At 39.6% G+C, this 25484-nt stretch carries 22 protein-coding genes; 21 read left to right on the forward strand and 1 reads right to left on the reverse strand.

The features are described from left to right. Position 1: 1 nt before the first annotated feature. From ACXAE4_RS07345 to spoVK, 18 genes are all read left to right on the forward strand, one after another. Positions 2–1243, forward strand: a complete 1242-nt coding sequence (locus tag ACXAE4_RS07345; RefSeq protein WP_028411381.1) for a competence/damage-inducible protein A — start codon at positions 2–4, stop codon at positions 1241–1243. A 199-nt stretch (positions 1244–1442) separates the two neighbouring features. After that, the gene (gene recA, locus ACXAE4_RS07350; protein ID WP_013058804.1) at positions 1443–2480 is read left to right on the forward strand and encodes a recombinase RecA; all 1038 of its coding nucleotides are present in this window, start codon (positions 1443–1445) and stop codon (positions 2478–2480) included. Between the two features lie 280 nt (positions 2481–2760). Next, a complete protein-coding gene (gene rny, locus ACXAE4_RS07355) occupies positions 2761–4320 on the forward strand; it encodes a ribonuclease Y (protein WP_013058803.1) in 1560 nt (519 codons plus the stop codon). 81 nt (positions 4321–4401) lie between these two features. Beyond that, on the forward strand, positions 4402–5199 hold the full coding sequence (locus tag ACXAE4_RS07360) for a TIGR00282 family metallophosphoesterase (RefSeq protein WP_028411380.1): 798 nt from the start codon (positions 4402–4404) through the stop codon (positions 5197–5199). A gap of 223 nt (positions 5200–5422) precedes the next feature. Then, on the forward strand, positions 5423–5683 hold the full coding sequence (gene spoVS, locus ACXAE4_RS07365) for a stage V sporulation protein SpoVS (RefSeq protein WP_003181955.1): 261 nt from the start codon (positions 5423–5425) through the stop codon (positions 5681–5683). Between the two features lie 75 nt (positions 5684–5758). Further along, a complete protein-coding gene (locus tag ACXAE4_RS07370) occupies positions 5759–6676 on the forward strand; it encodes a dipeptidase (RefSeq protein ID WP_042991934.1) in 918 nt (305 codons plus the stop codon). A 185-nt stretch (positions 6677–6861) separates the two neighbouring features. Next, entirely contained in the window at positions 6862–7038 is a 177-nt protein-coding gene (locus tag ACXAE4_RS07375; RefSeq protein WP_155017479.1) for a hypothetical protein, read from the forward strand. A 17-nt stretch (positions 7039–7055) separates the two neighbouring features. Then, entirely contained in the window at positions 7056–8813 is a 1758-nt protein-coding gene (locus ACXAE4_RS07380; protein ID WP_013058800.1) for a 2-oxoacid:acceptor oxidoreductase subunit alpha, read from the forward strand. Continuing rightward, entirely contained in the window at positions 8800–9666 is an 867-nt protein-coding gene (locus ACXAE4_RS07385; protein ID WP_013058799.1) for a 2-oxoacid:ferredoxin oxidoreductase subunit beta, read from the forward strand. The genes ACXAE4_RS07380 and ACXAE4_RS07385 overlap by 14 nt, the downstream gene beginning before the upstream one ends. Before the next feature lie 254 nt (positions 9667–9920). After that, positions 9921–11450 carry a tRNA (N6-isopentenyl adenosine(37)-C2)-methylthiotransferase MiaB gene (miaB, locus tag ACXAE4_RS07390; RefSeq protein WP_025601388.1) on the forward strand — a complete coding sequence of 510 codons (1530 nt, stop codon included), beginning with the start codon at positions 9921–9923 and terminating at the stop codon, positions 11448–11450. Between the two features lies 1 nt (position 11451). Continuing rightward, on the forward strand, positions 11452–11883 hold the full coding sequence (locus ACXAE4_RS07395) for a YlbF/YmcA family competence regulator (protein ID WP_475235765.1): 432 nt from the start codon (positions 11452–11454) through the stop codon (positions 11881–11883). 225 nt (positions 11884–12108) lie between these two features. Continuing rightward, positions 12109–12654 (forward strand): outer spore coat protein CotE, encoded by a 546-nt coding sequence (locus ACXAE4_RS07400; protein ID WP_013058796.1) that lies wholly within the window; start codon positions 12109–12111, stop codon positions 12652–12654. A 176-nt stretch (positions 12655–12830) separates the two neighbouring features. Continuing rightward, positions 12831–14228, forward strand: coding sequence for an amino acid permease (locus ACXAE4_RS07405; RefSeq protein WP_028411378.1), 1398 nt, complete (start codon positions 12831–12833; stop codon positions 14226–14228). Positions 14229–14391: 163 nt separating this feature from the next. Then, positions 14392–17049, forward strand: a complete 2658-nt coding sequence (mutS, locus tag ACXAE4_RS07410) for a DNA mismatch repair protein MutS (protein WP_028411377.1) — start codon at positions 14392–14394, stop codon at positions 17047–17049. Between the two features lie 18 nt (positions 17050–17067). Next, the gene (gene mutL / locus ACXAE4_RS07415; protein WP_289578365.1) at positions 17068–18945 is read left to right on the forward strand and encodes a DNA mismatch repair endonuclease MutL; all 1878 of its coding nucleotides are present in this window, start codon (positions 17068–17070) and stop codon (positions 18943–18945) included. Positions 18946–19045: 100 nt separating this feature from the next. Further along, positions 19046–19996, forward strand: a complete 951-nt coding sequence (gene miaA / locus ACXAE4_RS07420) for a tRNA (adenosine(37)-N6)-dimethylallyltransferase MiaA (protein ID WP_098112974.1) — start codon at positions 19046–19048, stop codon at positions 19994–19996. Positions 19997–20028: 32 nt separating this feature from the next. Then, positions 20029–20253: an RNA chaperone Hfq gene (gene hfq / locus ACXAE4_RS07425; RefSeq protein ID WP_013058791.1), complete on the forward strand. Its 225-nt coding sequence runs from the start codon at positions 20029–20031 to the stop codon at positions 20251–20253. Between the two features lie 205 nt (positions 20254–20458). After that, positions 20459–21397, forward strand: a complete 939-nt coding sequence (spoVK, locus tag ACXAE4_RS07430; protein ID WP_223546698.1) for a stage V sporulation protein K — start codon at positions 20459–20461, stop codon at positions 21395–21397. A 31-nt stretch (positions 21398–21428) separates the two neighbouring features. Here spoVK and ACXAE4_RS07435 read toward each other — a convergent pair whose 3' ends face one another. Further along, on the reverse strand, positions 21429–22040 hold the full coding sequence (locus ACXAE4_RS07435) for a trimeric intracellular cation channel family protein (RefSeq protein WP_013058789.1): 612 nt from the start codon (positions 22038–22040) through the stop codon (positions 21429–21431). Positions 22041–22317: 277 nt separating this feature from the next. On the opposite strand from ACXAE4_RS07435, the gene hflX reads away from it, so the two are divergent. From hflX to ACXAE4_RS07450, 3 genes are all read left to right on the forward strand, one after another. Continuing rightward, positions 22318–23580, forward strand: a complete 1263-nt coding sequence (hflX, locus tag ACXAE4_RS07440; RefSeq protein ID WP_016765352.1) for a GTPase HflX — start codon at positions 22318–22320, stop codon at positions 23578–23580. 14 nt (positions 23581–23594) lie between these two features. Continuing rightward, on the forward strand, positions 23595–24857 hold the full coding sequence (locus tag ACXAE4_RS07445; protein WP_028411374.1) for a methionine gamma-lyase family protein: 1263 nt from the start codon (positions 23595–23597) through the stop codon (positions 24855–24857). Positions 24858–25039: 182 nt separating this feature from the next. After that, entirely contained in the window at positions 25040–25447 is a 408-nt protein-coding gene (locus ACXAE4_RS07450; RefSeq protein WP_014458504.1) for a MerR family transcriptional regulator, read from the forward strand. Positions 25448–25484 lie beyond the last annotated feature (37 nt).

A 25484-nucleotide genomic window follows, 5' to 3' on the forward strand; every position in this document is an offset into this window, starting at 1 on the left:
TATGATGAACGCTGAAATTATTGGAGTCGGCTCTGAGCTGCTGCTTGGGCAAATTGCCAATACAAACGCTCAGTATTTATCGAAAAAATTAGCCGAACTTGGAATTAATGTTTACTATCATACAGTAGTAGGAGATAATGCACAGCGCTTGAAAGAAGTGATTGCTACAGCTCAAACACGTGCAGAGTTAATTATTTTCACAGGCGGGCTTGGTCCTACAAAAGATGATTTAACAAAAGAAACAATTGCGAGTGTGCTAGGAGTAGAGTTGACAACAAATGCGGAAGCACTTGAAAGCATTGAAGCCTATTTCAAACAGTCAAATCGTATCATGACACCTAACAATAAAAAACAGGCAATTGTACTTGAAGGTTCGACAGTGCTCCCTAATGATTACGGAATGGCTCCAGGTATGGGGCTTACAGTAGAGGGAAAACACTATATGCTATTCCCAGGGCCGCCAAAAGAGCTCTATCCAATGTATGAAGCATATGGTCAAGAATTTTTAGCTCAAAAGCTTGAATTAAAAGAAAGTATTGAATCACGCGTTCTTCGTTTTTTCGGAATAGGAGAATCACAGCTTGAGACGGAAATTGAAGATTTGCTTGATGCGCAAACAAACCCGACGATTGCACCGCTTGCAGGAGATGGAGAAGTGACGCTTCGCTTAACTGCTAAGCACGCTGATGCTGCTGAAGCACAGCGCATGTTAGACGAAGTGGAAAAAACCATTTCAGAGCGCGTAGGCGAGTATTTATATGGATACGAAGCAACTTCTTTACATAATGAATTGGTAAAAGAATTAACGGCACAAGGCTTGACGATTGCTTCAGCCGAAAGTTTAACCGGCGGGTTATTCAGCGAACGTTTAACAACTGTTTCAGGTGCTGGAGAAGTTGTTAAAGGCAGCCTGGTAGCCTATCATTATGAAATCAAGCAAAATATTCTCGGAGTGAGCGAACACACGCTGAATCAGTACGGAGCTGTTAGCGAGCAGTGCGCGGCTGAAATGGCTCAGCGTATTCAACAGTTATACAAAACGGATATTGGCATCGGTTTTACGGGTGTAGCTGGACCCTCTAAACAAGAAGGACACCCTGTAGGAACAGTGCATATAGGGGTCGCTTATAAGGATCAAACTCCTCAAGTTTACAGTTTGCAGCTATCTGGAAGCCGCCAAGGAATTCGTTCACGAACGGTTAATTACGGCTGTCATTACGTATTGAAGACGATAAAAAAATAAAGAAAAAAGGCTGCTTAGTTTTACCAAAGCAGCCTTTTTTTAATTTTATAAAAAACGAACATTTATTCGCTTTTTGCTTGTCAAACGACCTAAAAACTAGTATAGTAAGTTATAGAAAGTTGTTAATTCGACATTGCTACTACATCGTAGTAAGTTTGCAGTTTATAGATGATTTCAAAGAGATAGAGGAGGAAATTGAGTGAACGATCGTCAAGCAGCCCTTGATATGGCTTTAAAGCAAATTGAAAAGCAATTTGGTAAAGGTTCAATTATGAAATTAGGTGAACAAACGGAAAAAAGAATTTCTACAATTCCAAGTGGTTCATTAGCATTAGATATAGCTTTAGGCGTAGGTGGATATCCACGTGGACGTGTGGTGGAAGTATATGGCCCAGAAAGCTCAGGTAAAACAACAGTTGCTCTTCACGCGATTGCAGAAGTTCAACAGCAGGGCGGACAGGCTGCATTTATCGATGCGGAGCACGCGTTAGATCCTGTATATGCTCAAAAATTAGGTGTTAATATTGATGAGCTGTTATTATCTCAGCCTGATACAGGAGAACAAGCTTTAGAAATCGCTGAAGCTTTAGTTCGAAGCGGCGCAGTAGATATTATTGTTGTTGACTCAGTAGCAGCGTTAGTGCCAAAAGCGGAAATTGAAGGAGAAATGGGAGACTCTCACGTGGGTCTACAAGCTCGTTTAATGTCTCAAGCATTGCGTAAACTATCTGGAGCTATTAACAAGTCTAAAACAATCGCTATCTTTATTAACCAAATTCGTGAAAAAGTCGGCGTAATGTTTGGTAACCCTGAAACAACTCCTGGTGGACGTGCGCTTAAATTCTACTCTTCAGTGCGTCTAGAAGTGCGTCGTGCAGAGCAGTTAAAGCAAGGAAATGATATCGTAGGTAACAAAACAAGAATTAAAGTTGTGAAAAATAAAGTAGCTCCGCCTTTCCGTGCTGCCGAAGTAGATATTATGTACGGAGAAGGTATTTCAAAAGAGGGTGAAATTTTGGATATCGCTTCTGAACTAGATATTGTCCAAAAAAGTGGATCTTGGTATTCATATAATGACGAGCGTCTAGGTCAAGGCCGTGAAAATGCAAAGCAATTCTTAAAAGAAAATACTGATATTCGTCAGGAAATTGCGGGACAAGTGCGTGAACATCATGGTTTAGACCAAGATGGAGAGCCAGCTCCTGAGGATGACGATCAAGGCGATTTAAATATTTAATTTGCTGCGAGATAAAAAAAGACTCCTCTATTTCAAAGAAGGGGTCTTTTTTTTGTAAAAATTGTTAATGCTAGAAAAGTAACATGCGAAATTTCAATATATACTGTAGAGGCAGGCTTGACAATAAAAATGCACAGATTTACAATTAAGATGTATATTTTCCCTTTTTAAAACATTTTAGCGTTTAAAAGCCTTTGTGTGTATATTGAAAGGTGAATACGATGTACATGCCGACATGAAATTTAAAACTTACAAGTTTATAGCAAGGGGAGGTGAAATGATGGATACTAATACAATCATCTTCGCTTTGCTTGGCCTAATCGTCGGTGCAGTTGTTGGCTTTTTTGTTTGTAAATCGATTGCTGAAGCTAAAATTGCGGGAGCAAAGTCTAGTGCAGAACAAATTATTGATGAAGGAACCCGCGAGGCGGAAGCTTTGAAAAAAGAAGCTTTACTAGAAGCGAAGGATGAAATCCATCAGCTTCGTACAGAGGCAGAACAAGATATTCGTGATCGTCGAGCAGAACTTCAAAAACAAGAAAATCGATTAATGCAAAAAGAGGAAAATCTTGATCGTAAAGACGAATCACTTGATAAACGTGAAGCGTTACTTGAAAAGAAAGATGATTCTCTTACTGTTAAACAACAGCATATTGAAGAGATGGAAAGCAAAGTTGAAGAAGTAGTACGTGCACAGCAAACAGAGCTAGAGCGCATTTCAAGCTTAACAAGAGAAGATGCAAGAGCGATTATTTTAGATCGTGTTGAAAATGAACTTTCCCACGACATTGCAATAATGGTAAAAGAAACAGAAAACCGTGCAAAAGAAGACGCCGATAAAAAGGCGAAAGAAATTCTTTCACTTGCTATTCAGCGTTGCGCAGCAGATCATGTTGCTGAAACGACTGTCTCAGTTGTTAACTTGCCAAATGACGAAATGAAAGGCCGAATTATCGGTCGAGAAGGTCGAAACATCCGTACGCTTGAAACTTTGACAGGAATTGATCTTATTATTGATGATACGCCAGAAGCAGTTATTTTATCAGGATTTGACCCAATTCGTCGTGAGACAGCAAGAATTGCACTTGATAAACTCGTTCAAGATGGTCGTATCCATCCCGCACGTATTGAAGAAATGGTTGAAAAATCTCGCCGCGAAGTGGACGAATATATTCGTGAAGTCGGTGAACAAACGACGTTTGAAGTCGGTGTTCATGGGTTGCACCCAGACTTGATGAAAATTCTTGGGCGCTTAAAATTTAGAACAAGCTATGGTCAAAATGTGCTGAAACATTCAATGGAAGTAGCGCATTTATCAGGACTTATGGCTGCTGAATTAGGTGAAGATGAAACGTTAGCCAAACGAGCAGGATTGTTACATGATATTGGTAAAGCAATTGACCATGAGGTAGAAGGAAGCCACGTAGAAATCGGTGTTGAATTAGCTACAAAGTATAAAGAACATCCGGTTGTTATTAACGCGATTGCTTCTCACCATGGAGATACAGAACCAACATCAATCATTGCTGTACTAGTTGCAGCAGCGGATGCATTATCTGCTGCAAGACCAGGTGCTCGCAGTGAGACGTTAGAAAACTACATTCGTCGTCTTGAAAAGTTAGAAGAAATTTCAGAGTCTTATGAAGGCGTTGAAAAATCATTTGCAATTCAAGCAGGGCGTGAAGTTCGTATTATGGTGAAACCAGATACGATTGGTGATCTAGAAGCGCATCGACTTGCTCGAGATATCCGAAAACGAATTGAAGATGAGCTGGATTATCCTGGCCACATCAAAGTAACGGTTATTCGCGAAACAAGAGCAGTAGAGTATGCAAAATAAAAATGAAGTGGCGTTTCGCCACTTTATTTTTTTTCGTAGAGATGAAGATGCAGATTAAGAATGAAGTATAGGAGCTTTTACATGAGAATTTTATTTATTGGAGACGTAGTTGGTTCTCCAGGCCGTGAAATGGTTGAAGAATATTTACCGAGATTAAAAAGAAAATACTCTCCGGGACTTACAATTGTGAATGGAGAAAATGCAGCTTCAGGAAAAGGAATTACCGAAAAGATTTATCGTCAGTTCTTACAAGCAGGGGCTAACATTATTACTCTTGGTAACCATGCGTGGGACAAACGTGAAATTTTTGATTTTATTGACGATGCAAAAAATCTTGTTCGTCCAGCTAATTTTCCTGAAGGTACACCGGGCAAGGGAATTACGTATTTTACGTACAATCAGCTTGAGGTAGCCGTGATTAATTTACAAGGGCGCACGTTTATGGCTCCGCTTGATTGTCCATTTCAAAAAGCAGATGAACTGATTGAAGAAGCACGTCAGCGCACTCCGCTTATTTTTATTGATTTTCATGCTGAAACAACAAGTGAAAAGCAAGCGATTAGCTGGTATGTGGACGGTCGTGTCAGCGCTGTTGTCGGCACTCATACGCACGTTCAAACAGCTGACAATCGTATATTGCCAAAAGGAACAGCCTACATCTCTGACGTAGGAATGACGGGACCTTATGACGGCATTTTAGGGATGGAGCGCGAAGCAGTTATTAAGCGTTTTTTAACGTCTCTTCCTGTTCGATTTGAAGTGCCAAAAGAAGGAAGAACGCAGCTTAGTGGAATCGTTATTGATATTGATCAAAAGACGGGGAAAGCAACAAAAACAGAGCGAATTTTAATCAACGAAGACCATCCGTTTTTTGAATAAAGGGAAAAAGTCAATGTGTCGAAAGACGATACGTTGGCTTTTTTATTTTGTCAAAAACGTAAAAAGAAAAAAGAAAGGTGTAGAAATATAAGTTTTTGAATATTTAGGAAAAACAAGCAGGAATACGTTTGACATATCGTGAATATAGTAACATTGAAATCAATTAAGTCATTGGTCTAATGATCTCTCATCATACATTGTAAAGAATAAGGAGGAGCTAGATATGGAAATATTAAAAGTTTCAGCAAAGTCTAATCCAAATTCAGTTGCTGGTGCCTTAGCAGGCGTGCTGCGCGAACGCGGCGCAGCAGAAATTCAAGCCATTGGGGCCGGGGCGCTTAATCAAGCAGTAAAAGCTGTAGCAATCGCAAGAGGGTTCGTTGCACCAAGTGGGGTTGATTTAATCTGCATCCCAGCTTTTACAGATATTCAAATTGATGGAGAAGAGCGAACAGCCATTAAATTAATTGTAGAGCCGCGATAATTATAAAAACCACGGACCTGTAAAGCGCAGAAGCCAAACAGGTCCTTTTTGTATAGAGCTAAAGGGGTGTGGGTTGTGATATTTGATGCTCATTGTGATGTATTGATGAAGCTCTGGTTAAATAAACGTTTATCTTTTACATATGATTTAGCGCTGCATGTGACGTTAGAAGGAATAAAAAAAGCAAAAGGGAAAGTTCAGCTATTCGCTATTTATATTCCAGAAGCGGTTCCGGCAGCTCAACGCTTTGATGTTGCGTTAGAAATGATCCAGCTGTTTCAGAGTCATATTTTATCGCTTCCCGGTGTGAAATGGGTTCGTTCAAAGCACGATATAGATAGCTTAAAAAAAGGTGAAATAGGAGCAATGCTGACGCTTGAAGGGTGCGATGCCATTGATACCAGTTTAGTTCGTTTAAAGACACTTTTTTCACTGGGTGTACGTTCAGTAGGTTTGACATGGAATTACAGCAATGCTGTGTGTGACGGTATTTTAGAACCTCGAGGCGCGGGGTTATCTTCTTTTGGAAGAGAAGTTGTTGAATTGAATAATGAACATAAAGTGTGGACGGATGTCTCTCATTTATCGGTAAGAGGTTTTTGGGATGTGATTGAGCTAGCGCAATATGTAGTGGCTACTCATTCCAATTCACACGTATTGTGTTCTCATCCCCGGAATTTAAGAGACGATCAAATTCATGCTTTAATAAAGCGAAACGGCGTGATTGGCATCACGTTTGTCCCTGAATTTTTAACGAGCTCTGCCAAAGCGCAAATAGCGGATGTGATCCGTCACCTTGATTACATGTGTGAAAGAGGAGGCGAATACTCCGTTGGTTTTGGCTCTGACTTTGACGGCATTGACAAAACGGTTCATCGTCTCGGAAGATATGAACAGTATACGAATTTAATCGAAGAACTCCTTAAGCATTACACTGAGGAGCAGGTAAAACGTTTTCTGTTTCAAAACTTTGCTGATCGTGTATGCAGCTAATAAAAAAAGAGCTTTTTCTTCTTGGAAAAGCTCTTTTTTTATAGAAGATATTTATATACTAATGCCTCATGTGAAGACAGAAAAGATCATTAAAAAACTTCATCTTATTCATTAAATATAAATATAATTAAAACGATTGAGAATTCAATGGAAAGGGTTGCATTTTTCTGGCAATCGGAATAAAATTGAAAACGGATTATGGAGCTGTTCACGCAGAAACGTATCCTGCACAGCGACAAGGTGCTGTGGGAGTTTTGCGGATGATTTTTGTTCGTGAAATGCAGAAGCAAATGAAATCGTTTGCTAATTTACTTTTTTCAGTTTTTATCAATAAAATAGATTTCTATATTAAGAGCAATTAAAGGAGTGGCGTTGATTTATGGTACAGCAACTTTCATGGAAAGTTGGCGGACAGCAGGGTGAGGGAATCGAAAGTACGGGAGAAATCTTTTCAACCGCTTTAAATCGATTAGGTTATTACTTATACGGCTATCGTCATTTTTCTTCTCGTATCAAAGGTGGACATACAAATAATAAGATCCGAGTGAGTACAACTCAGGTTCGATCTGTGTCAGATGATTTGGATATTTTAGTTGCGTTCGATCAGGAAACCATCGATGTAAACGTCCATGAGCTGCGCGTAGGAGGCGTTGTAATTGCAGATGCGAAATTCAACCCAAGTCTGCCCGAAACATGTACAACTGCTACGCTATACGCTGTTCCGTTTACAGAAATTGCAACGGAACTAGGAACGTCGCTAATGAAGAACATGGTTGCTGTAGGCGCTTCAAGTGCTGTGCTTCATATTGACACAGAAGTATTTGAAGAAGTAGTGCTTGAAATCTTCGGTAAAAAGGGCCAAAAAGTTGTACAAAAAAACATGGAAGCTATTAAAAAAGGTGCAGATTACATTCGTGAACAGCTAGGCGAACAATTAGAAACAATGAAACTAGATCCAGCGGATGGTAAAAAACGTATGTTTATGATTGGAAACGATGCGATTGCACTAGGTGCTTTAGCCGGTGGGGCTCGTTTTATGCCAGCATATCCAATTACCCCTGCTTCAGAAATCATGGAATACTTAATTAAAAAGCTTCCTCAATTCGGTGGAACTGTTATTCAAACAGAAGATGAAATCGCAGCATGTACGATGGCTATCGGAGCTAACTATGCAGGCGTACGTGCGCTGACAGCATCAGCTGGACCTGGTCTATCATTAATGATGGAGTCGATTGGATTAGCGGGCATCACTGAGCAGCCTGTTGTGATTATTGATACGCAGCGCGGCGGTCCAAGTACAGGGCTTCCAACTAAGCAAGAACAGTCTGACTTAATGGCTATGATTTACGGTACGCACGGTGAAATTCCGAAGATCGTCATGGCGCCAAGTACGGTTGAAGAAGCATTCTACGATACGATTGAAGCGTTTAACTTAGCAGAAGAATATCAGTGTCCAGTTATTATGCTAACGGATTTACAGCTTTCACTTGGGAAACAGTCGGTAGAACCGCTTGACTATAACCGCGTTGAAATCCGCCGCGGCAAGCTTCAGCAAGGAGAGCTAGAAGAGTTGGAAGAAAAACAATACTACAAGCGCTACCGCGTAACAGAAGACGGCGTATCACCACGCGTCATTCCAGGAATGAAGCATGGCATTCATCACGTAACGGGAGTAGAACATGATGAGACAGGAAAGCCATCTGAATCTCCGGTGAACCGCGATGATCAAATGAATAAGCGTCTTCGTAAAACAAAAGGAATTCGTTTTAATACGCCAATTCATGTTCACTCTCATGAAAAAGAGTCTGATATTTTATTTGTTGGATTTAATTCGACGCGTGGAGTTATTGAAGAGGCAATGGAACGTTTGGAACAGGACGGTATAAAAGTAAATCACGCTCACATTCGTTTAATTCATCCTTTCCCAGCTGACGAACTGCTTCCTTACGTGCAAGGAGCTAAAAAAGTAGTTGTCGTTGAAAACAATGCTACTGGACAGCTTGCTAATATTTTAAAAATGAATATCGCAAGTCATGATAAAATTCAAAGCGTATTGAAGTACGATGGAAATCCATTTCTTCCGCAAGAAGTATACGCAAAAAGTAAGGAGATGTTTGTGTTAAATGGCAACGTTTAAAGATTTTCGTAACAGTGTAAAACCTAACTGGTGTCCGGGGTGTGGAGATTTCTCCGTACAAGCAGCCATTCAACGCGCATCTGCTAACGTAGGTTTAGAACCTCATGAGCTTGCTGTTATTTCAGGTATTGGATGCTCTGGACGTATCTCTGGTTATATTAATTCATATGGTTTTCACGGTATTCACGGACGTGCGCTTCCAATCGCTCAAGGTGTAAAAATGGCTAATCGTGATTTAACCGTTATCGCATCTGGCGGTGATGGAGATGGGTTTGCTATCGGTATGGGACACACGGTACATGCGATTCGCCGAAACATCGATGTAACGTATATCGTAATGGATAACCAAATCTATGGTTTAACAAAAGGACAAACATCTCCTCGCAGTGAAGTAGGATTCAAGACAAAAAGTACGCCTGAAGGATCAATTGAGTCGTCTTTATCTGTCATGGAGCTGGCGTTAACTTCCGGGGCAACGTTTGTAGCGCAAAGCTTTTCAACGAATTTAAAAGAGTTAACAAGCTTAATTGAACAAGGCATTCAGCATAAAGGTTTTTCTTTAATTAACGTATTTAGCCCGTGCGTAACGTATAACAAAGTGAACACGTATGATTGGTTTAAAGAAAACCTAACTAGTCTTAGCACAATTGAAGGTTATGATGCAAACAATCGTATGCAAGCTATGCAGACGTTAATGGAGCATAATGGCTTAGTAACAGGGCTTATTTATCAAAATGCGCATCAGCCGTCGTATCAGCAGCTTGTTCACGGCTATAGTGAAGAGCCGCTGTCAAAAGCAGACTTAGGTATGACTGAGGAAAAATTTGATGAGCTAGTGGCTGAATTTATGTAAAAGAGGCTGCAATAAAAGCAGTTTAGTAGAGGGAAAATCCGAACGGTAAATTGAGATTCTTAATGGAGAATCCAGCTCGTTCGGATTTTTTCATAGTGATAGGTATAGAAAATAGGTATATGATTGTGTTCGCTACTTGAAAGTTATATACTATGTTAATGTGATGAGTTTTATGCATAAGCATAAGGCTGTCACATTTTTTTGCGATTTACAGGTGCAACGTGACAATTGTCATGGCGAAAGGAGATTTTTTTATGAACGAAAAACAACGTTTAGAAAGCAACCAAGTTAATCCAGCGGACAAAAAATCCGAAAAGGATTACAGCAAATATTTTCAAACAGTATACATGCCACCTTCTTTAAAAGATGCGAAAAAACGAGGAAAAGAAGAAGTTTCCTATCACAACGATTTTGCAATCGATGAACAGTTTCATGGAATGGGACAGGGACGTAAGTTTTATATCCGTACGTACGGCTGTCAAATGAATGAGCACGATACAGAAGTAATGGCTGGTATTTTTCTAGGCCTTGGCTACGAGCCGACTGACTCTGTTGAAGATGCTCATGTTATTTTATTGAATACGTGTGCGATCCGTGAAAATGCGGAAAATAAAGTGTTTGGTGAATTAGGACACTTGAAGGCCTTAAAGCGCGAGCGTCCTGAGCTATTAATCGGCGTCTGCGGATGTATGTCTCAAGAAGAGTCAGTTGTAAATAAAATTTTACAAAAACATCAGCACGTGGATATGATTTTTGGTACACATAACATTCACCGTTTGCCTCACATTTTGAACGAAGCATACTTAGCAAAAGAAATGGTGATTGAAGTATGGTCTAAAGAAGGGGACGTTATTGAAAACCTTCCAAGAGCACGTAAAGGCAGCGTCAAAGCATGGGTTAACATCATGTACGGCTGTGACAAGTTCTGTACGTACTGTATCGTTCCGTATACGCGAGGAAAAGAACGAAGCCGCCGTCCAGAAGATATTATCCAAGAAGTACGTCATTTAGCTGCTCAAGGCTACAAAGAAATTACGCTTCTAGGCCAAAACGTTAATGCATACGGAAAAGATTTTGAAGACATGACGTACGGCTTAGGCGACTTAATGGACGAAATCCGTAAAATTGACGTTGCTCGTATCCGTTTTACAACAAGTCATCCTCGTGACTTTGATGACCGTTTAATTGAAGTTCTTGCTAAAGGTGGAAATCTTGTCGATCACATTCACTTGCCTGTTCAATCAGGAAGCAGTGATATCTTAAAAATTATGGCACGAAAATATTCTCGTGAACATTATTTAGAGCTTGTTCGTAAAATTAAAGAAGCCATTCCAACGGCATCATTAACAACTGATATTATTGTTGGTTTCCCAAATGAAACGGATGAGCAGTTTGAAGAAACAATGTCGCTATATCGTGAGGTTGAATTTGATAGTGCTTATACGTTTATTTATTCACCTCGTGAAGGTACGCCGGCTGCTAAGATGCAAGACAACGTACCAATGGAAGTGAAAAAAGAGCGTCTTCAGCGTTTAAATGCTCTTGTAAATGAAATTTCTGCAAAGAAATTGAAGGAATATGAAGGTAAAGTTGTCGAAGTATTAGTAGAAGGTGAAAGTAAAAATAATCCGGAAGTATTAGCAGGCTACACGGAAAAAAGTAAGCTTGTAAACTTCAAAGCACCTAAGTCAGTGATTGGGCAACTTGTAAAAGTAAAAGTTACAAAAGCCAAAACATGGACATTAAACGGGGAAATGGTAGAAGAAACAGCAGAGGTGAAGTAATATGGCGCAGTATAACAAGAGTGACGTAATTAAACGTGCTCAAGAGCTGGCAAAAATGATCGCTGAAACGGAAGAAGTAGATTTCTTCAAGCGTGCCGAAGCTCAGCTTAACGAAAATCAAAAAGTGCGTGAAACCATTGCAAGCATTAAAAGTTTGCAAAAACAAGCTGTTAATTTCCAACATTATGGTAAGACAGAAGCGTTAAAACAAGTGGAGGCAAAAATCGATCGTTTACAGGAAGAGCTGGATGAACTGCCGATTATTCAGCAGTTTCAAGAGTCTCAAATAAACGTGAATGATTTGCTTCAACTTGTCGCTAACACTATTTCAAACACAGTAACAGATGAAATTATTGTGTCAACAGATGGTGATTTACTGCGCGGTGAAACAGGTTCACAGGTGCGAAACAGCCCTGGATTTAGCTGCTCATAAAGAAAAAATGCCTTAGCAAATTGCTGAGGCATTTTTTTGTGCATCACGTTGCACGAAAATTGGGCAGATTTTCTCTCTAATAATTGTCACGTTTTTCTATATCCTTGCATACAATGGAACATAGGTTTTTTATGCCTTAAACCTAGTTTCTTAAAAATAATGTGCAAACAAGTGAATGAGCCTGCATAGGATGAAATGAAGATAGTTTGAGGAGGGTATGCTCACATGTCACAACACTATAGAGAAATTATTACAAAAGCAGTCGTAGGTAAAGGTCGCAAGTTTACACAATCGTCTCATACGCTTGCACCGAAAAATCGACCAACAAGCATCTTAGGATGCTGGGTGATTAACCATGAGTACAAAGCAAAGAAAAGCGGCAGCAATGTAGAAGTTGACGGCAGATATGATATTAACATCTGGTATTCGTACAATAATAATACAAAAACCGAAGTTTGGACGGAAACCGTATCATACAAAGATAATATTAAGCTGCGCTATAAAGACGAAGATTCGATTGGAGACGATTACGAAGTAATTGTTCGCGTACTGCAGCAGCCAAATTGCCTAGAGTGCACAATTTCACCAAATGGCAATAAAACGATTGTTCAAGTAGAGAGAGAATTGTTGGCGGAAGTGATTGGCGAAACCAAGGTTTGTGTTGCAGTAAATCCGAAAGGCTGCGATGATGAAGACGAGTTTGATTTAGACGTAGATGACGATGAATTTGAAGATTTAGATCCTGATTTTATATTAGGAGACGATGAGTAACTAGGAAGAAGTTCTTCCTAGTTTTTTTATTTTTACTATTTTAAGAAAATTCTTATAAAAATAAAAAAATATATTGCTTTTTGTCGAATGCGCAGTGTATAGTAAATCTAAAGAAAATAATGCATTAATTTTCAGAAAATTTAGTTATATCAGATAAGTATTTTTGGGGGTTTACTATGAGCTTATTTCGTAAAAAATCAATTCAAACGTTAATTAGTGAAACCAACTCTAAAGGTGTTAAATTAAAAAAGGATTTAGGCGCTTTCGATTTAACGATGTTAGGAATTGGAGCCATTATCGGAACCGGAATTTTTGTATTAACGGGCGTAGCCGCCGCTGAACATGCCGGTCCAGCTTTAGTTATATCTTTCATTATGTCAGGACTTGCGTGTGTGTTTGCAGCTCTTTGTTATGCGGAGTTTGCCTCAACAGTTCCCGTTTCAGGAAGTGCATACACTTACAGTTATGCAACATTTGGTGAATTAATTGCTTGGATTTTAGGGTGGGATCTTATCTTGGAATACGGTCTTGCTTCTTCTGCTGTAGCGAGCGGATGGTCGGGGTATTTCCAAGGATTGTTAGCAGGGTTTGGCATACATTTTCCAAAAGCTTTAACAAGTGCATACAATCCTGCAAACGGCACGTACATTGATATTCCAGCAATTATAATTGTTTTCTTAATTACCTTGCTTTTAACACAAGGAGTAAAAAAATCTTCACGTTTTAATGCTATCATGGTTATTATTAAACTGGCTGTTGTACTTCTGTTTATCGGGGTAGGAGTTAGCTATGTTAAGCCAGAAAACTGGACGCCGTTTATGCCGTTTGGTTTCTCGGGAGTAGCGACAGGAGCAGCAACTGTATTCTTCGCCTACATTGGATTTGATGCTGTAGCAACAGCGGCCGAGGAAGTACGTAAGCCTCAGCGAGATATGCCAATTGGAATCATCGCATCTCTTGCGATTTGTACAGTCCTTTATATCGTCGTATCGCTTATCTTAACAGGAATCGTCCCTTATACTGAATTAAATGTTAAAAACCCTGTAGCATTTGCTTTAAGCTACATTAATCAAGACTGGGTAGCAGGATTTATTTCATTAGGTGCAATTGTTGGTATTACAACGGTATTACTCGTTATGATGTATGGACAAACTCGTTTATTTTATGCGATCAGTCGAGATGGTCTATTGCCGAAGCCTTTTTCAAAAATCAGTGAGAAAAAACAAACGCCAGTAGTAAATACGTGGATTACATGTTTACTAGTATCTATCTTCTCTGGTTTAGTACCATTAGGAAGATTAGCAGAGTTAACAAATATCGGTACTCTTTTTGCTTTCATGACTGTATCAATTGGAATTTTATATTTACGTAAATCAAAACAAACTTCAGAATCGACTGGTTTCCGCGTACCGTTCGTGCCGGTGATTCCAATTTTAGCTTTTGTGTTCTGTTTATACTTAGCACTTCAGCTTCCAAAGTTAACATGGATTAGTTTCGTAATTTGGCTTGTACTAGGGCTAGTGGTTTACTTCTTATACGGACGTAAGCATAGTCATTTGAACAGCAGTAAATAATGAAAAGCTTCGGACAAGCTTCTTCCTTCGTCCGAAGCTTTTTTATTTGTTTGATGAAAAGAAATTGAAGATTGTTCTATTTGAATAAATTAAGTTTAAGAAAGACTTATGTTATAATACGTGTAGCAAAAACGCACAACTAGATGTGGTATGGAGGAATAGTATGGCAGCGTATACGCCAATGATACAGCAATATTTGAGAATTAAGGCAGAGTATCAAGATGCCTTTTTATTTTTTAGATTAGGTGATTTTTATGAAATGTTCTTTGAAGATGCTACGACAGCTTCTCAAGAACTTGAAATAACATTAACAAGTCGAGACGGAGGAGGACAAGAGCGAATTCCGATGTGCGGGGTTCCGTATCACTCTGCTCCTACGTATATCGAGCGTTTAATTGAAAAGGGATTTAAAGTAGCTATTTGTGAGCAGGTAGAAGACCCTAAGCATGCAAAAGGTGTTGTAAAGCGAGAAGTGGTGCAGGTGATTTCACCCGGAACACTGATGAATGAACGCGGACTGCATGAAAAGGAAAATAACTATATTTGTTCTGTTACTGCGTTCGAGGATCAAACGTTTGGTCTTGCTCTTTCTGATTTGTCTACAGGAGAAAACAGCGTAACGCTTGTTAGTTCATTTCACGATATCGTCTCAGAGATTTATGCAAAAGAAGCAAAAGAAGTCGTTGTAAGCTCTGAGTTTCCTGCTGACTTATTACAAACACTAAAAGAGCGCATGACGATTACCATTTCTTATGAGAATAGTACAGATCAAGTAGAAGGACTAGATTATTTAGTAGAGTCGCTTCAGCAGCAAAAGCTTATTACAACGTTTGCGCGTATTCTTCAGTATTTAACTCGCACGCAGAAGCGTTCGCTTGAGCACTTACAGCCCGTGCAGTTTTATCAAATCAATGAATATATGAAAATTGATTTGTTCTCTAAGCGAAACCTAGAGTTAACCGAAACGATTCGTTCAAAAGGAAAGAAAGGCTCGCTTCTATGGCTATTAGACCAGACCGTTACGGCAATGGGCGGCCGTTTATTAAAAAATTGGATTGACCGTCCGCTTTTAAAACAAGCGGATATTGATAATCGTTTGAATATGGTAGATGTCTTAATGAAACAGTTTTTTGAACGAGAAGAACTGCGTGAGTTGTTAAAAGACGTATATGATTTAGAACGCTTAGCTGGTCGAGTAGCTTTTGGGAATGTAAATGCTCGTGATTTAATTCAATTAAAAAAATCATTGCAAAATGTGCCTCATATTCAAGAGGTTGTGAATCGTTTGAATCATCCTTATGCCACAAAGCTTGTTGAAGACATTGATCCTTGTGAGCGATTAGCTAATCTTCTTGAAAGAGGATTAAAAGAGCACCCTCCTTTGTCAATTAAAGAAGGAGACATTATTAATGACGGCTATCATGAACAGCTTGATCAATACCGAGATGCAAGCCGAAACGGAAAAACGTGGATTGCGTCACTTGAACAGCAAGAGCGTGAGAAAACAGGGATTCGCTCACTGAAAATTGGTTATAATCGCGTGTTCGGCTATTATATAGAAGTAACGCGGGCAAATCTGCATCTTTTGCCTGAAGGAATGTATGAACGAAAACAGACGTTAACCAATGCAGAACGTTTTATTACGCCTGAGCTGAAAGAAAAAGAAGCGCTGATTTTAGAAGCGGAAGAGAAAATTGTAGAGCTGGAATATGAATTGTTTTTACAAATTCGTGAAGAAGTAAAAGCATATATTCCAAGGCTGCAAGAACTTGCTAAAAAAGTAAGTGAGCTTGACGTACTGCAGTGCTTTGCAAAAATCAGTGAAGAACGTCATTACACTAAGCCTATTTTTTCAAGTGAAGACATTTCGATTCAAAATGGACGCCATCCAGTAGTAGAAAAAGTAATGAATTCGCAGGAATATGTGCCAAACGACTGTCAAATGACAGATGATAGTTCAATTTTACTGATTACAGGACCAAATATGTCTGGTAAAAGTACGTACATGCGTCAGGTCGCTTTAACGGCGATATTAGCTCAAATTGGCTGTTTTGTGCCAGCTGACGAAGCGGTTCTGCCGATTTTTGATCAAGTGTTTACACGTATCGGAGCAGCTGATGACTTAATTTCAGGTCAAAGTACGTTTATGGTCGAGATGCTAGAAACGAAGAATGCAGTGACAAATGCCACTCAGTCGAGTCTGATCCTGTTAGATGAAATTGGACGGGGCACGTCTACGTATGACGGAATGGCTCTTGCTCAAGCAATTATTGAATACGTTCATGAACATATTGGCTGTAAGACACTATTTTCTACTCATTATCATGAATTAACCGTACTCGATGAGTCGCTTCCTGCGCTTAAAAATGTTCATGTAAGCGCGGTTGAAAAAAATGGGAAAGTCGTCTTTTTACACAAAATCAAAGATGGTGCCGCAGATAAAAGCTATGGTATTCACGTAGCGGAACTAGCAGAACTTCCAGATCCGCTTCTGGAGAGAGCTCGCGTCATCTTACACGATTTAGAACAATTTTCTGAGCGTGAACCTGTACGTCAGGCTCCAAAAAGAGAAGAGATAACACAACAAGTTCCACAAGAAGGTGCTTCTTTGGTTCAAGAAGAACGTGCAGATCGTAAAAAAGCAGATGAAGCCAATCAGCTTTCGTTCTTTGAAATAGAAGAGAAAAAAGAAAAGCCTGCGCTTTCAAAACGTGAAAAAGCAATTATCGATCGTTTAAAAGAGCTCGATATTTTAGAAATGACGCCTTTAGACGCAATGAATGCGATGTATGAACTGCAAAAATCATTAAAAAAGAAATAGATTGAGAGGAGTGAGTCTGTGGGTAAAATTGTGCAGCTTTCAGACGAACTTTCAAATAAAATTGCTGCCGGAGAGGTTGTTGAACGACCTGCTTCGGTGGTGAAAGAACTAGTCGAAAATGCTATTGATGCAAACAGTACAGTTATTGAAATTGAACTAGAAGAAGCTGGGCTTTCAAAAATTCGTATATTGGATAATGGAGACGGCATTGCTTCTGAAGACTGCTTGACCGCTTTTAAAAGACATGCGACAAGTAAAATCAAAACAGAACAAGATTTATTTCGAATTCGAACGTTAGGATTTCGCGGTGAAGCTTTGCCAAGTATTGCTTCGGTTTCAATGCTTGAACTCAAAACGAGTACGGGAGAAGAAGCCGGCACTCACCTTAAACTTAGAGGCGGAGAAATCGTTCATCACGAATTAACGTCAAGCCGAAAAGGTACCGAACTTGTTATTGAAAACCTATTTTTTAACACACCTGCACGTTTAAAATATATGAAGACGGTAAACACGGAGCTTGGTAACGTAACGGATGTCGTCAATCGCCTTGCGATGTCTCATCCTGAAGTTTCAATTCGGCTGATGCATCAAGGAAGACAGCTTCTGTATACGAACGGAAGCGGAGATGTGCGCCAAGTGCTTGCAGCTATTTATGGAATGGCAGTCGCCAAAAAAATGATTCCGATTAACGTTCAGTCTCTTGATTATGAAGTGAATGGTTACGTTGCCCTTCCTGAAATTACACGAGCTTCTCGCAACTATATGTCCACCATTATTAACGGTCGTTTTGTTAAAAACTACGGTTTGTTAAAAGCGGTACAGCAGGGCTATCATACCCTTTTACCTATCGGCCGTTTTCCAATCGTGTTTTTAACCATTACAATGGACCCTTTGTTAGTGGACGTGAATGTTCATCCAGCGAAACTAGAAGTGCGTTTAAGTAAAGAAGCGGAGCTGTTTGAGCTTATTGAACAAGGAGTAAAAGCTGCTTTTAAAAAGCAGCAGTTAATTCCGGATGCTGTAGTACCAACCAAGTCAAAATCAGCTGTGCAGCCAACTGAGCAGCAGACCTTTACATTTGATCATCAGTCTAAACCGTCTGGCTATCAGCCGTCTGATACGGTTCGCGAGCCTAGCTTTAAGGGGACTACCGCTCGTGTAGACGAGATCATGCCGCCTGTTAAAACAGAGGTCATACGTCAAGATGAAGAACTTGAGCCAACGTTTCGAGAAATAGAACACTATGAAGAATCGGTGGAAGAAAACGCACCTATTCCAGAACCAAACCGTTCAGCCAAAGAACAGCCAGAACCGCGTGTTCCTGCGATGTACCCAATTGGACAAATGCACGGAACGTATATTTTGGCACAAAATGAAAAAGGATTATTTATTATTGATCAGCACGCGGCGCAGGAGAGAATTAAGTACGAATATTTTAAGCGAAAGCTTGGAGAAGTAGATTCAGAAGTTCAAGAACTGCTTATGCCGCTTACGCTAGAGTTCTCGGGAAATGAAGCCTTGATTTTAGAAGAATACAAAGACATGCTTGCTGAAGTAGGAGTCTTTTTAGAACCGTTTGGACAAAACTCCTATATCGTTCGTTCACATCCGCAGTGGTTTCCAAAAGGAGAGGAACAGGAAACCATTGAAGAAATGATTCAGCAAATCTTTACGATGAAACGAGTCAATATCGAGAAGTTACGAGAAGAAGCGGCTATTATGATGAGCTGTAAAGGATCGATTAAAGCGAATCATCATTTGCGAAACGATGAGATTTTTGCTTTACTTGAAACGTTAAGAAAAACAACGGATCCATTTACGTGTCCGCACGGACGACCAATTATTATTCATCATTCGACGTATGAAATGGAAAAAATGTTTAAGCGAGTGATGTAAGCAATGCGGCTAGCTGCAGCTAGCCGTTTTGTTGAATAAATCATGACCATTTGGATAAAATGGAATGATGTGAATGCCTATAGATGAAAGTAGTGTTGTTATGACGGGAGAGAAACCAAAACTTATTGTCATTATTGGACCAACTGCGGTTGGTAAAACAAAATTAAGCATTGAACTTGCCAAACAGTTAGACGGAGAAATTATTTCAGGTGATTCGATGCAAATTTATAAAGGGATGGATATCGGAACAGCAAAGGTGTCAGAAGAAGAGATGCAGGGTGTTCCCCATTACCTGATCGATATTAAGGAGCCGGATGAATCGTTTTCTGTGGCAGAATTTCAAGAGATTGTAAGAAAACAAATCGATGATATTCATGCTAAAGGAAAAATGCCGATGATTGTTGGAGGGACGGGTCTTTATATTCAATCCGTTATTTATGATTATCAGTTCACAGAAACGCCTAGTGATGAAAAAGTTCGTGAACGAATGGAAGTATTTATTAAAGCTCATGGCATTGATCCCCTGTATGAGAAGCTCAAAGAAATTGACCCAGACAGTGCGGCTGCTATTCATAAAAATAACCATCGCCGTGTAATTCGAGCGCTTGAAGTTTATGAAGTAACCGGCAAAAAATTCAGTGACTATACAAAAGAACAGTCGCAAGAGTTATTATACGATGTAACCATTATTGGACTTACAATGGATCGAGACGTATTATATGAGAGAATTAATCACCGAGTCGATATGATGATGCAGGCTGGACTGCTTGAGGAAGTCAAATCATTGTACGAAAGTGGTCTGCATGATGTACAATCAATTCAAGCTATCGGCTACAAAGAGCTTTATGCTTATTTTGAGGGACGCTGTACGCTCGAAGAAGCCGTTGAACAGTTGAAACAAAATTCACGCAGATATGCAAAGCGTCAGTTAACATGGTTTCGAAATAAAATGCCTGTAAAATGGATAGAGATGGAAGTTGACAAATTTCCCGAAAAGTTTGCTGAAATTTTTACATATATTGCAGGAAAGCTGAAGAAAGAAGCGAATTAAGTAAACAGATAGAGAAACGAGGAGGCCGAATAATGAAACAATCAGTTAATATTCAAGATCAATTTTTAAATCAATTACGTAAAGAAAATATCTATGTGACGGTATTTCTTTTAAATGGTTTTCAATTAAGAGGACTAATTAAAGGATTTGATAATTTTACTGTGCTAATTGAATCTGAAGGAAAACAGCAGCTGATTTATAAACATGCGATTTCGACATTTGTACCAAATAAAAATATTACAGTAGAACTTGAATAGAGATTAAAGAGAAGCATCCGCATATTCGGATGCTTTTTTTATGTAAATAAAGGCTTAGAAAAGTTTCTTAACATTGTTTTTACTCATTGAACATAAACCTTATAATAGACGATTATTTCTTCGGTAATAAGAGATCATTGTCTTCGTATCGTTCATCGCATGCAGCTATGCGATACAGAGAAGTGGGATGAAACGAGAGGTGAACATGGTGGAACAGCCGATAACTCTTAAAAATAATGGGCAAATTAATATCATTTTAAATAATGAAACAAAAAAGGAAAAATCGTATACGACATCAATTCCGCGTCCTGCCAAAAAAGCTGTGATAAATCATGAGCCGCTTCGGGAAATTGAACGAGAAATGAGCGGACTGGTTGGAATGGAAGAATTGAAAAAAATGATAAAAGAAATATATGCGTGGCTATATATTAACAAAAAAAGAGAGGAACAGGGCTTAAAAGCGGGAAAGCAGGCGCTGCATATGATGTTTAAAGGAAATCCAGGAACAGGGAAAACGACGGTAGCCCGCCTGCTGGGTAAATTATTTTTGAATATGAACATCTTGTCTAAAGGACATTTAATTGAAGCAGAGCGTGCAGATTTAGTTGGAGAATACATTGGTCATACCGCTCAGAAAACGAGAGATCTTGTAAAAAAAGCGCTTGGAGGTATTTTATTTATCGATGAGGCTTATTCTCTTGCAAGAGGGGGAGAAAAAGATTTTGGAAAAGAAGCGATTGATACATTGGTCAAACATATGGAAGATTCAAATGATAAGTTTGTATTGATTTTAGCTGGTTATCCAAGAGAAATGGAAAATTTCTTAAGTCTTAATCCAGGACTGCGCTCTAGGTTTCCGTTTATTTTTGATTTTCCGGATTATGATGTTAATGAACTGATGGACATTGCGGGTCACATGATGAATGACAGGCAGTATCAGTTTAGTACAGAGGCCTATAAAAAGCTAAAAGATCATTTTATGGACGTGAAGTACAATCAGACGCCTAGGGATTTTAGTAACGGTCGATATGTGCGAAACATTATTGAACGTTCCATACGTACTCAATCCATGAGGCTTTTAGAAGAAGAAAGCTTTGAACGTAACGAGCTTTTAACTTTAACGTCAAGCGATATTCAGCTGTGAAAAAAAGCCTTTCGTCATGAAAGGCTTTTTTCTACATATTTGGTTGTCGAATCGTTTTAATCGGCAGGCGCCATTTGTAAATGTATGAACACATCCGAAGGCCTACAAGCAAGATAAATAACGTATAAAGTTCTACAGGCGTGTTTGTAATATGGAGCCCTACGCTAAATCCTGCGATAATCGCCCATACGGCATAAATTTCATCTTTAAGAACAGTAGGCTTTCGGCGTGCTAATAAATCTCGGATAATCCCCCCGCCGCTTCCTGTTAAGACCGCAGCTACAATAACCGCGCTAAGCGGATGGTTCATATGAGTGGCATAAAGCGCTCCTTGAATCGCGAATGCTGCAAGGCCAATGGCGTCCGAAAAATTTCCCCATCGCTTCCAATGTTTTAAGATATTGTTTGGAAATAAAAAAGTGGCAGTGATAGATAATAAAGCAATTTGAAAAAAGAGTCCTTGTTCCCAAAGGGCAGACACCGGTACACCGATAAGCAGGTTTCGAATGGCTCCTCCGCCAAAAGCCGTTACGATTCCGAGTATGTAAACGCCTAAAATATCATATTCCTCTTCCATCGCAATGAAAGCTCCGCTGATTGCAAAAGCAATCGTTCCAATAATGCTAAGTACGTCCCAAGTCATGATGCTATCCCCTTTATTCTGTTTTCACCAAGTAGCGACTATTATTTTAAAATCAGGCAGCCTGATTCAAATTTCGATAAGTAAACCAATTCAAATTGTATACAGAATTTCGTGATATTTCAATGTTTTTTTAATCATCGTTTTATAGATTTTAAAAAGGGTGTTAAACTAGTAAAAGACAATGTATTCTGTCTCTTTTGCAAAGATGGAGAAATGGAGATTTTTTTGATATGATATGAATGATTTGTCAATTTAATAGTAAGGGAAGGAAAAATCTTTGACAGCAGAAATGAATACTGAACTTGAACGCGTAATTTTAGTCGGATGTCAGCTTCATGACGATGACGAACGTTTTGAATATTCAATGGATGAGCTAGCATCTTTAACTGAGACTGCAAAAGGCGAAGTGCTGGTAAGGTTAACGCAAAAGCGCGATCGCATTCATCCAGCTACTTATATTGGAAAAGGGAAAGTAGAAGAACTTGTGGCTCTTGAAGAAGAGTTAGAGCCTGATTTAATTGTATTTAATGATGAATTGTCACCGAGTCAAATCCGCAATTTGTCAGCAGGGTTATCTGCGCGTGTTATTGACCGCACGCAGCTGATTTTGGATATCTTCGCACAGCGTGCTCAAACGCGAGAAGGAAAAATGCAGGTGGAACTTGCTCAATTAAATTATCTGCTGCCTAGGTTAGTAGGACAAGGTACCGCTTTGTCGCGTCTTGGAGGCGGAATTGGAACAAGAGGTCCTGGTGAAACGAAACTTGAAAGTGACCGCAGACATATTCGCCGTAAAATTGATGAAATTAAGCGTCAGTTAAAGACAGTGGTAAGTCACCGCGAACGTTATCGAGAAAGACGTAAGCGTAATCATGTCTATCAAATTGCAATTGTGGGCTATACGAACGCTGGTAAATCGACGATCTTTAACCGCTTAACAGAAGCTGGTATTTTTGAAGAAAATCAGCTGTTTGCAACTCTTGATCCAACGACAAGACAGTATACGCTTCCGTCAGGATTAACGGCGCTGTTAACGGATACGGTTGGATTTATTCAAGATCTTCCAACAACGTTAGTAGCCGCGTTCCGTTCAACACTTGAAGAAGTAACCGAAGCTGACCTTGTTCTGCACGTGGTAGATTCATCTAATCCAGATTACAACAACCACGAAAAAACAGTGCATCGCTTACTAGAAGAGCTGAACGTAACGGACATTCCGATGCTAACAGTTTACAATAAAGAAGATATGCAGCATGAACTATTTGTCCCATCCGCTTCAACATCGTTATCAATGAGCGCTTTTAAAGCTACGGATTTAGTGAAGCTTGGGGAAAGAATTCAAGAAGAAATGAAAAAAGAAATGGCGTTTTTTCATGTGCTGCTGCCGGCTTATGAAGGAAAAATGCTCGCTGAACTAAAAACGGTCTCTATTCTTGAGTCGTTAAAGTTCAATGAAGAAACTGAGAAGTATCAGTGCAAAGGGTATATTGCAAAAGAGCATCCCCTTTACAAAAAGCTACAAACGCTTGAAGAAAGTTGAGGAACAAAGAAATGATGTTTGATCAGTTAAAAAACGGGGCACGCATTCGGGAACTTGCTGCAAAAGTAGAAAAGCAGATTAAGCCCGTACATGAGAAAATTGACGAGCGTATTGAAGCAAATCAATTTCGAGTGCTGCAAAGCTTTCAGCAAAACCGAGTGAGTGATTCACATTTTAATCCGACAACGGGGTATGGCTACGACGATTTAGGCCGCGATACGTTGGAGAAAGTATATGCGGACGTTTTTGGAACAGAAGCATGTCTAGTGCGTCCGCAAATTATTTCAGGCACGCATGCAATCGGCATTTCGCTGTTTGGTGTACTGCGTCCTGGAGATGAACTATTATATATAACCGGAAAGCCTTATGACACGCTTGAAGAAATCGTTGGCATACGAGGAAGCGGTGTAGGTTCTTTAAAAGAATATAACATTAGCTATAAATCAGTAGATTTAACTGAGGAAGGTCAAGTGGATTTTGAAGAAGTGAAAGCGTCTATTCATGAGCATACAAAGATGATAGGCATTCAGCGTTCAAAAGGGTACGGCATTCGTCCTTCTTTTACAGTCGCTCAAATAAAAGAAATGATTTCGTTTGTAAAGAGCATTAAGCCTGACGTTGTTGTATTTGTTGACAACTGCTACGGTGAATTTGTAGAAACAATCGAGCCAACGCATGTAGGAGCAGATTTGATGGCGGGGTCGCTTATTAAGAACCCTGGTGGAGGTCTCGCTAAAATCGGTGGCTATATTGCAGGACGAAAAGACCTAGTGGAAGCTTGTTCATACCGAATGACAACTCCTGGAATCGGTGCAGAAGCTGGAGCGACGCTGTATAGCTTGCAAGAAATGTATCAAGGGTTCTTCTTGGCGCCGCACGTAGTAGGTCAAGCCTTAAAAGGAGCGGTTTTCTCATCCGCTATGTTTGAAGAGCTTGGTATGCAAAGTGAACCGAAGTGGGACAGTGAACGAACAGATTTAATTCAATCCGTTCAGTTTGATGACCCCGATAAAATGGTGGCTTTTTGTCAGGCAATTCAATTCGCTTCGCCAATTAATTCACACGTAACGGCGTATCCTGCTTATATGCCAGGGTATGAAGATGATGTGATTATGGCAGCAGGAACGTTTATACAAGGAGCGAGCCTCGAGCTTACGGCAGATGGTCCTATCAGGCCGCCTTATGTCGCTTACGTGCAGGGCGGATTAACGTATGCTCATGTAAAAGTAGCAATATGCATGGCGGTAGATCAATTACTGACAAAAGAACTTTTATAAGATAGAAAGATTATTTCTCCCCGTTAAGAAGGAAAAAGATAAGCTATAAAAATAAACGAAGTGCTATTTATTTGTATAGAAAAAATGTTCAGAAAAATTTATGTTAGAATTACTAACATTCGGTTGACAGGTGAACTAACATAGCATACAATGTAAATAGTTAATCCAAAGGAGGAACTGAAATGAGTGACAACATTCGAAGAAATACGCCACTTTTCCCGATTGGAATTGTGATGCAGTTAACTGAGTTGTCTGCTCGCCAAATTCGCTACTATGAAGAACATGAATTAGTTGCACCGGTAAGAACAGAGGGAAATCGACGACTATTCTCATTTAACGATGTTGATAAGCTGCTTGAAATCCGCGATCTAATCGAACAAGGTGTAAACTTAGCAGGTGTAAAACAGCTGTTTCATCTTCAAAAGGAGCAAAAAGGGCATAAGCAAGAAGAAAAAGTTGTGGCAGAAACAGCAAAGCCAGAATTAACGGACGATGAGTTGCGAAAAATGCTTCGTGCAGAACTTATGCAAGCAGGCCGTTTTAATCGAGCAACTTTAAATCAAGGAGATATGTCCAGGTTCTTTCATTAATAAAGTTATCAATATTTATGCCGTTCGTATATGAGGG

The sequence above is a fragment of the Priestia sp. ABM2_011 genome (assembly GCF_056158845.1).